Origin of the sequence: Thiobacillus sp. 65-1402 (assembly GCF_001897685.1) — a bacterium.
GTDB lineage: Bacteria > Pseudomonadota > Gammaproteobacteria > Burkholderiales > Thiobacillaceae > Thiobacillus.
On record NZ_MKUG01000116.1, the window covers coordinates 1 to 8,162 of the forward strand.

Here is an 8,162-nt window from a genome sequence, read left to right on the forward strand (position 1 = left end):
CGCGACAGGTGGATGTGTTCCATGCCGTCGCCGCTCGCCGAATCCCACAAGGAAGTCAGCACGGGCTTGCCGGACAGCGCCTGAAACGTCAGCGGGGTGACGAAGCGCTGTGCGGCAGCGCTCATCACCACGCGCACATCGGCCCCGGCCTTGGCCAGCAGACGGCACAACTCGGCCGCCTTGTAGGCTGCAATGCCCCCCGTCACGCCCAGTATGATTTTTTTGTGCGCCAGCGACACGCTCTCGATTCCCACGCGGCTTTCCATGACAATGGCGACATTCTACGGGAGGGGCGGGGGGATGGCGATTCGCGACTGGCCGGAAGACGCGCGACCGCGCGAGAAGCTGCTGAGGCAGGGCGCCGCGACTTTGAGCGACGCCGAACTGGTCGCGGTATTCCTGCGCACCGGGGTGGTCGGCAAAAGCGCGGTCGACCTCGGCCGCGAACTGATCGAGCGCTTCGGCGGGTTGGGCGGCCTGTGCCGGGCGGACAAGGAATCGGCCTGCGCTGCGCCCGGCGTCGGCGAAGCCAAATACGCGCTGTTGCAGGCAGTGATGGAAATGGCGCGGCGCACCCTCGCCGAGGACATGCAGGCGGGCGACGCGCTGACGTCTCCCGCTGCCGTGCGCGACTATCTGCGGCTGATCTTGCGCGCCAGGGAGTATGAAGTGTTCTGCTGCATGTTTCTCGACGCGCAAAACCGGGTGATTGCGGTGGAGGAGCTGTTTCGCGGCACGCTGACGCAGACCAGCGTCTATCCGCGCGAAATCATCAAGCGTGCACTGGCGCATAACGCCGCGGCCCTGATTCTGGCGCACAACCACCCCAGCGGGGTGGCCGAACCGAGCCAGGCCGACCGCAGCCTCACCCGCCAGCTGGCGGATGCGCTGGCGCTGGTGGACATCCGCGTGCTCGACCACTTCATCGTCGCGGGCGCGTCCTCGCTTTCGTTCATGGAAGCGGGCCATCTCTGAGCCCGGTCGAACTTGCCTCGCGTCGGCGAGCTGTGGTATAAATCGCGGTTCTCGGGTTAACCCTTTCGTTAGCCCTCACCGGTTAACCCTCAATTTCTGGAGCAGCATCATGGCTCGCGTATGTGTCGTGACGGGCAAGAAGCCCATGGTCGGGAACAACGTTTCCCACGCCAACAATAAAACCAAGCGTCGTTTCCTGCCCAACCTGCAATACCGCCGGTTCTGGGTCGAAAGCGAAAACCGCTGGGTTCGTCTGCGTCTGTCCAATGCTGCCCTGCGCACTATCGACAAGAACGGCATCGAATCCGTCCTGGCCGACCTGCGCGCCCGCGGCGAAGCAGTTTAAGGAGAAGTTTCATGGCTAAAGGCGGACGCGAAAAAATCAAGCTGGAGTCCACTGCGGGCACCGGCCACTTCTACACCACCACCAAGAACAAGAAGACCATGCCCGAGAAGATGGAGATCAGCAAGTTCGATCCCAAGGCTCGCAAGCATGTGATGTACAAGGAAACCAAGCTGAAATAAGCCGGGTTTCCCGCAATAAAAAACCCGCCGATTCGGCGGGTTTTTTATTGCTTGTCAGCCGGGGCGGCGCTGCCCCCGACTACCCCGGGCAGCCCGCAGCAGGCTGCCGGAAACATCAGGCATAGCAGCGCAGGCGCACCGAGAAATCCTTCAGCGACTGGATGCCGCTGTCTTCGGCACGCTTGCACCAGGCCTGCAGCTGCTCCAGCAGCTGCTCGCGGCTGGCAGTGGAACGTCCCCAGATGGCGGCCAGCTCCTGACGCATGCGATAGACCGTTTGCAGGCGCTCACTCTTGCCCAGCAGGCTCTCCAGTTCGGTCTTGTCGGCCGCGGCGAGTTCGGCGGGCTCTTTGTGCAGCCAGCGGCGGAAGCTGTCGAGGTTCCAGTTCTGCGGCAGATGCGCGCCGGCTTTCAGCTTGGCGATCTCGGCCGCGCTGTCGGCACGCACGCTCCTCATGAAGCGGGTCATCACGTCGTAGCGGTGGGTGATGATGGCCTGCAGGGTGTCGAGGTCGCACAGCGGCTTGGCCGGCTGCCATTTCACCGTCGGCGCCACCTTGCGGACGGTGGCCAAGCCGACGTAGGACATCAGCTTGATGTACAGCCAGCCGATGTCGAATTCGTACCACTTGTTCGACAGCCGCGCCGAGCTGCCGTAGGCGTGGTGGTTGTTGTGCAGCTCTTCGCCGCCGATGAGGATGCCCCACGGGAAGATGTTGGTGCTGGCATCCTCGCAGGCGAAGTTGCGATAGCCCCAGTAATGGCCCACGCCATTGATGATGCCGGCAGCGGTGATCGGGATCCACGCCATTTGCACGGCCCAGATGGTCAGGCCGATGGGGCCGAACAGGACGAGGTTGAGCGCCATCATCAGCCAGATGCCTGCGGCCGAGTGACCGCTGTAGACATTGCGCTCCATCCAGTCGTCGGGCGTGCCGTGGCCGTATTTTTCCAGCGTCTCGGTCACCTTGGCCTCGGCGCGATACAACTCGGCGCCTTCCCAGAACACTTTCTTGAGACCCCGGGTCTGCGGGCTGTGCGGGTCTTCGGCGGTGTCGCATTTGGCGTGATGCTTGCGGTGGATGGCGACCCATTCCTTGGTCACCATGCCGCTGGTCAGCCACAGCCAGAAGCGGAAGAAATGGCTGACGACGGGGTGCAGGTCGACGGCGCGATGCGCCTGCGAACGGTGCAGAAAAATAGTGACCGCAGCAATGGTGATGTGCGTCAGGCCGAGGGCCACCAGCACATAACCCCACCAGGGCAGGTCAATCAAACCAAGTTGCATAACTCATGTTCCATGAAAAGGACAATATCGTCCGCCAATATACGCAAAAATCACATTAAAATCAATGCTTTTCCGCGTCCGGACCTGAAGACGAAGCCCAATGCACCACCCGCTGCGGGAAGGGAATTTCGATCCCCGCCTTGCGGAAAAGGCGCCAGATCGCCCAGTTGATGTCGGAACGCAGATTGTTCTGCCCTTCGCTGGGGTCGCGTATCCATACGGCCAGCTCCAGCAGGATGCCATTATCGGCAAATTCTTTCAGATACACCCTCGGCAAGCTGCCGGGGTCGTCGAAAATCACCCGGCTCTGGCTGTGCGCCGCCTCCAGCATCAACGCCTCGGCCCGTTCCAGATCACTGTCGTAGGACACCTGCACCGACAATGCAACCCGTACATTGGGTTTGGACAGCGAATGGTTGACGACCGTCTGCGTGATCAGCGTTTCATTGGGAACGATGCTTTCGGTGCCGTCGGGCGCTTTCAGCAGCGTGTAACGTGTGTTGATCTGGCTGACTTCGCCGTATTTGTTGTCGACCGTCACCAGATCGCCGATGCGCACCGAGCGGTCGAGCAGGATGATGAAACCGGAAACGTAGTTGCTGGCGACTTTTTGCAGGCCGAAACCGATGCCCACGCCGAGCGCGCCGCCAAACACCGACAGCACGGTGAGGTCGATCCCCACCGCCGGCAAGGCCACCAGCACCGCCAGAATCAGAAACACGGTGCGTGCGGCCTTCGACAGCGCCATCCGCAGCGACAGATTCATCTGCGTGACGCCCATCAGGCGGCTTTCGACGATGCGCGCCAGCGCCAGCGCCAGGATCGCCGCCGCCACGACCACCGCTGCTGCCTGGACCAGCAGCCACAGCGAGAAGCGATGGCTGCCCGACTGGAACGACAGCGCTTCCATCGCCGCGTGGATGCGCGGCAGGAGGCCGGTGATGTGCAGCGCGAACGCACCCCAGATCAGCCAGGCGGCGGTGCGCTCCCACAGCCTGAGCGATTCGCGCGGCTCGAACACATAGCGCAGCGCGTACACCGCTAGCCGCACCCCCGCCAGCGCCAGCAGCAGCGGCACCGCCAGGTTCAGCAGATGCGTGTTGGCCAGCCAGATATGCGCGATATCGCGCCCCAGCAATACCGCCAGCAGCATCGCCAGCGGGAAGCCGACGCGGCGCATCCCCGCGCGGCCGGCGGACCAGAGCGGGAGCGACGCATCGAAATAGCGCCTGGCCAGCCGCATCGCGCCCCAGGCCGCCAGGGCGCATGCCGCCAGCACGCCCAGCTGCCACAACAGGACGATGTCCTGGCTGTCGGCGATGAGGCGCGTCAGCAGGTTGTCGAAGGGAATCGGATTGCTCAAGGCGGCCTCAGAAGCTATGCGTGTATTGTGCGCTCAGGATGTCGACCTGGCTGTCGTATTCGCCGTTGAGCGTGGTGCCGTTGTCGCTGCTCCGCAAGCCCGGGGCGTTGACGAACAGATGGGCGTAGCCGAAGTCGAGCGCACTCTGTTTCGAGAGCCGGTACTGCCCGCCGAACGCGATCCAGGTGCGGGCGCCATCGGGAATCCGGGCGGTCCGGTCGAGGTCGGACACCGGCGCCTCGTCGTAGGCGACGCCGCCGCGCAGGCTCAGTTTTTCGCTCATGTGCCAGGTCACTCCCAGCGAATAGCGCAGGATGTCCTGCCAGTTCTCGGGGGTGGTCTTTTTGACCGTACCCTTGATGGGCAGCTCGTCGAAGTCGCTCCAGCCGGTCCAGCTCAGGTCAGCCAGCAAGTCCCACCTGGGGGACAACTTGTGGAAGACGCTCAGCGACACGCTGTCCGGCAGCGTGACTTCCGCCGTGACGGGACCATTGAGGGAAGCGACCACCGGATCGGACGTGCTGGAGGTGCCGTCGAGCGTGAAGTTCACCTCGGAACGGTAGGACAGGCCGACGCGGGTGGCGGAGGAAAGCTGCCACAGCGCGCCCAGGTTGTAGCCCCAGCCGAAATCGTCGCCCTTGATTTTCATCAGCGTAACCGGCGCAGGAGGCGCGCCAAGCGGCTGCCGGTGGGTCAGCGTTGCCTCGATCCACTGTACGTTGAGCCCCGCCCCCACCGAAAAGGCATTGCTGACCTTGTAGGCAATCGACGGATTGAGATTGACGGTTTTCACTTCCGATTTGATGGCCTGAAAGCGGCCGATCCAGTCGGGATCGTATTCGGTCTTGAGGCCGAAGGGGCTGTTGAGGCCCAGTCCCAGATGCACGTCCGGCGTCAGGCGGTACGCAAGATAGGCGTTCGGCACCAGCGCCCAGCCGCCGGCATCGCCGCCATTTCCCCCGCCGATCGCCGGCGTCACGGTTCCCGAAAACGCCGCCCTGGGCTTGATCAGGTGCCCCGCCACCACCAGTTGCCGGTCCGGCAGCAGCGTCATGCCCGCAGGGTTGAAATAGACCGTGCTGGCATCCGCGGCCACGGCGGCGGCGCCGGCATAGGCATTGCCCAGCCCGCTGGCATTCTGCTCGATCAGTGCGAAGCCGGCAGCGTGGCTCAGCCCTGCGAATCCGGCCAGCGCCAGGCCGAGCGTCACACGGTTAAAGGGCAATGCAGACATCGGGGGTCTCCGCAAACAAGGGTTGGTCAGCGCGCGAAATCGGCATACATCGCCTCGACCGCCGCGCGGTAACGATCGAGCACCTGCTTGCGTTTGACCTTGAGGGTGGGGGTCAGCAGGCCGTCTTCCAGCGTCCACGGCTCAAGCTCCGGGTACACCCGACGGATCTGGGCGTAGCCCGGGAAATGCCCGAGCTGACGGGCCACGCGCTGGACGAGCGCCTTCGCCACCCGAGGGTCGCGCAAGGCGGCGGGATGCCGGGGATCGGCATTGAGGCTGGCGGCGAAATCCGCCCAGTGCGCCTCGTTGAGCACGGCCAGCGCGGCCAGGTAGGGCCGGCCTTCGCCGACGATCATCACCTGCTCGAACAGGGGGTCGAGCAGGATGGCCGCCTCCATCTCGCTGGGCGGCACCTTCTCGCCGTTGTTCAGCACGATGATGTCCTTGAGCCGCCCGACGATCGTATAGTGGCCGCCGGCGTCCACGCTGGCCTGGTCGCCGCTGTGCAGCCAGCCGTCGGCGTCGATCATGGCGCGGGTGGCCGCGTCGTCCTGCCAGTAGCCGCGCATCACGCAGCGGCTGCGCGTGAGCAGTTCGCCGTTGGCGCCGATTTTCACCTCGATACCGGGCAGGGGCGCGCCGATGCTGGCCGGAACGTTGGAATCGGGGCGGTTGACGCACACCACCGGGCTGGTTTCGGTCAGTCCGTAGCCCTGATAAATCGGCACGCCCAGCCCGATGAAAACGCGCGCGATCTCGGGCGAGAGAGCGGCGCCGCCGGAAATCGCCAGTCTCAGCCGGCCGCCCAGCCTGGCGACGACCTTGCGCGCCACCAGCTTGTGCAGCAGCGGCCACAGCAGCAGCCCGGGATGCCAGCCGGCCCGTCCCTGGGCGCGCTCGAACCGCCGCCAGCCGACCCGCACCGCCAGCTTGAACAACATCCCGGCGAAGCGGCCTTTCTTCGCCAGCCCGTCCTGGATGCGTCCGTACACCCGTTCGTAGATGCGCGGCACCGAGATCAGCACGGTGGGGCGGATGTCCTGCAGGTCCTGCGCCAGCTGGGCGATCGAGCGCGCATAGGCGACCTCGGCGCCGATCAGCATCGGCAGGTAATAGCCGCCGGTACGCTCCAGCGTGTGCGACATCGGCAGAAAGGACAGGAACACCTCGTGCGCCCCGAAATCCGCGCATTGCGACGCATAAAATGCGTTCCACAGCAGATTGTCGTGCGTCAGCATCACCCCCTTGGGGCGCCCGGTGGTGCCCGAGGTGTAGACGATGCTGGCCAGCATCCCGGCGTCCGGATGGCGCTCGGGCACCGGCATGGCGGCCGCCGCGGCCAGCCAGTCGGCCGCCACCACGAAACGCGTGCTCCAGTTCGCCAGCCCGTTGTCCGGCGCGGCCAGGCTGACGATGCGCTGCAAGGCGGGGGTGGAGCCGGCGATTTCAGCCAGTTTCCTGTGCTGGAACTTGCCTTCGACCAGCAGCAGCTTGGCGCCGGCATGGTTGAGGATGTAGGCGGCGCTGTCCGGGCGGTCGTCGAGATACAGGGGCACGGTCACCAGCCCCAGCGCCAGTGTGGCCTGGTCGAAAATCACCCACTCGACGCTGTTTTTCAGCATCACCGCCACGCGGTCGCCGGGAACCAGGCCTTCCTTCGCCAGCGCAGCCTGCCAGCGCGCCACCTGCGCCGCCACCTGGGCCCAGGTGAAACTCACCCAGGTGTCGCGCGCCTCGTCGAACTGGCGGTAGGCCACCTGCTCCGGCGTTGCCGCGACGCGCGCGCGGAACAAGCCGCACAGCGTGCCGAGGACATCGGGATGGAATGGCGCGGCCGACATCTCAGGTCGTCGAGCCGGCCGTGGGGAAAGGCCGCATTGATAACTGCAAGGCCATGCCGGGTCAGCCGCCTGCCTTGACCAGCACGGCGGCGAAAAAGCCATCCGTCCCGTGCACCGCCGGCGACAGTTTCAGCATGGCGCCGGTATCGAGGCCGATCTTGTTCTGCGCCAGCAGTTCGTTCACCGGCAGCAGGCTGAAGCCGCCCTGCGCCAGCGCGCCGTCGACGATGGCTTCGTTCTCCGCCGGCAGCAGGCTGCAGGTCGCGTAGACCAGGCGGCCGCCGGGTTTCAGCAGCTTCGCCGCCGCGCGCAGGATGGATGCCTGCTTCTGCGTCAGCTCCGCCACGGACTCGGGCGACTGGCGGAACTTCAGGTCGGGGTTGCGCCGCAGCGTGCCCAGCCCCGAACACGGCGCATCGACCAGCACGCGGTCGAGCTTGCCCGCCAGCCGCTTCACCCGGGTGTCGTTCTCCGAGGCGATCAGCTGCGGCATCACGTTGGACAGCCCCGAGCGCGCCAGCCGCGGCTTCAGGTTGGCGAGCCGCTTTTCCGCCACGTCGAACGCATACAGCCGCCCGCTCGACGCCATCATCGCGCCGATGGCGAGCGTCTTGCCGCCGGCGCCGGCACAGAAATCGCACACCATCTCGCCGCGCCGCGCGCCGAGCAGCAGGGCCAGCAGCTGGCTGCCCTCGTCCTGCACTTCCAAGCTGCCGTCGAGAAACAGCGGATGGCGGTTGATCGCCGGATGATCCTTGAAGCGGAGGCCCCACGGTGAATACGGCGTCGCCTCGACCGCCAGGCCTTCCGCCTGCAACTGCGCCAGCACCGCGTCGCGGCTGGCCTTGTGCGCGTTGACCCGCACGTCGAGCGGCGCCGGCTGCTGCAGGGCGCGGCCGAGCGCCAGGATGTCGGCGTCGCTCATCGCCGGCTGCA

Annotated in this window: 9 protein-coding genes; 3 read left to right on the forward strand and 6 right to left on the reverse strand. The window is 65.5% G+C overall.

The genetic code is table 11. The annotated features are described in order from the left end of the window. On the reverse strand, nucleotides 1-266 hold a 266-nt coding region (locus tag BGO62_RS09525; protein WP_296641724.1), incomplete at its 3' end, for a flavoprotein. A 34-nt stretch (nucleotides 267-300) separates the two neighbouring features. Between BGO62_RS09525 and radC the strand changes: the two genes are divergently transcribed. From radC to rpmG, 3 genes are all read left to right on the forward strand, one after another. Further along, on the forward strand, nucleotides 301-975 hold the full coding sequence (gene radC, locus BGO62_RS09530) for a DNA repair protein RadC (RefSeq protein ID WP_296641725.1): 675 nt from the start codon (nucleotides 301-303) through the stop codon (nucleotides 973-975). A gap of 109 nt (nucleotides 976-1,084) precedes the next feature. After that, nucleotides 1,085-1,321, forward strand: coding sequence for a 50S ribosomal protein L28 (gene rpmB, locus BGO62_RS09535; protein ID WP_011313101.1), 237 nt, complete (start codon nucleotides 1,085-1,087; stop codon nucleotides 1,319-1,321). Between the two features lie 11 nt (nucleotides 1,322-1,332). Then, nucleotides 1,333-1,500, forward strand: coding sequence for a 50S ribosomal protein L33 (gene rpmG / locus BGO62_RS09540; protein ID WP_011313102.1), 168 nt, complete (start codon nucleotides 1,333-1,335; stop codon nucleotides 1,498-1,500). Nucleotides 1,501-1,615: 115 nt separating this feature from the next. Here rpmG and BGO62_RS09545 read toward each other — a convergent pair whose 3' ends face one another. The 5 genes from BGO62_RS09545 to BGO62_RS09565 form a co-directional block, all read right to left on the reverse strand. Next, nucleotides 1,616-2,788 carry a fatty acid desaturase gene (locus BGO62_RS09545; protein ID WP_296641738.1) on the reverse strand — a complete coding sequence of 391 codons (1,173 nt, stop codon included), beginning with the start codon at nucleotides 2,786-2,788 and terminating at the stop codon, nucleotides 1,616-1,618. Nucleotides 2,789-2,849: 61 nt separating this feature from the next. Next, nucleotides 2,850-4,151 (reverse strand): mechanosensitive ion channel domain-containing protein, encoded by a 1,302-nt coding sequence (locus BGO62_RS09550; RefSeq protein ID WP_296641740.1) that lies wholly within the window; start codon nucleotides 4,149-4,151, stop codon nucleotides 2,850-2,852. Nucleotides 4,152-4,158: 7 nt separating this feature from the next. Continuing rightward, a complete protein-coding gene (locus BGO62_RS09555; RefSeq protein WP_296641743.1) occupies nucleotides 4,159-5,385 on the reverse strand; it encodes an outer membrane protein transport protein in 1,227 nt (408 codons plus the stop codon). Between the two features lie 26 nt (nucleotides 5,386-5,411). Continuing rightward, the gene (locus BGO62_RS09560; RefSeq protein ID WP_296641745.1) at nucleotides 5,412-7,226 is read right to left on the reverse strand and encodes a long-chain fatty acid--CoA ligase; all 1,815 of its coding nucleotides are present in this window, start codon (nucleotides 7,224-7,226) and stop codon (nucleotides 5,412-5,414) included. Nucleotides 7,227-7,287: 61 nt separating this feature from the next. Then, on the reverse strand, nucleotides 7,288-8,162 hold an 875-nt coding region (locus tag BGO62_RS09565), incomplete at its 5' end, for an RsmB/NOP family class I SAM-dependent RNA methyltransferase (protein WP_296641747.1).

What these genes read in the sequence shown, in the direction of transcription:
- rpmB (WP_011313101.1), top strand. Translation starts at nt 1,085, where the DNA reads ATGGCTCGCGTATGTGTCGTGACGGGCAAGAAGCCCATGGTCGGGAAC.
- radC (WP_296641725.1), top strand. Translation starts at nt 301, where the DNA reads ATGGCGATTCGCGACTGGCCGGAAGACGCGCGACCGCGCGAGAAGCTG.
- BGO62_RS09555 (WP_296641743.1), bottom strand. Translation starts at nt 5,385, where the DNA reads ATGTCTGCATTGCCCTTTAACCGTGTGACGCTCGGCCTGGCGCTGGCC.
- BGO62_RS09545 (WP_296641738.1), bottom strand. Translation starts at nt 2,788, where the DNA reads ATGCAACTTGGTTTGATTGACCTGCCCTGGTGGGGTTATGTGCTGGTG.
- BGO62_RS09560 (WP_296641745.1), bottom strand. Translation starts at nt 7,226, where the DNA reads ATGTCGGCCGCGCCATTCCATCCCGATGTCCTCGGCACGCTGTGCGGC.
- rpmG (WP_011313102.1), top strand. Translation starts at nt 1,333, where the DNA reads ATGGCTAAAGGCGGACGCGAAAAAATCAAGCTGGAGTCCACTGCGGGC.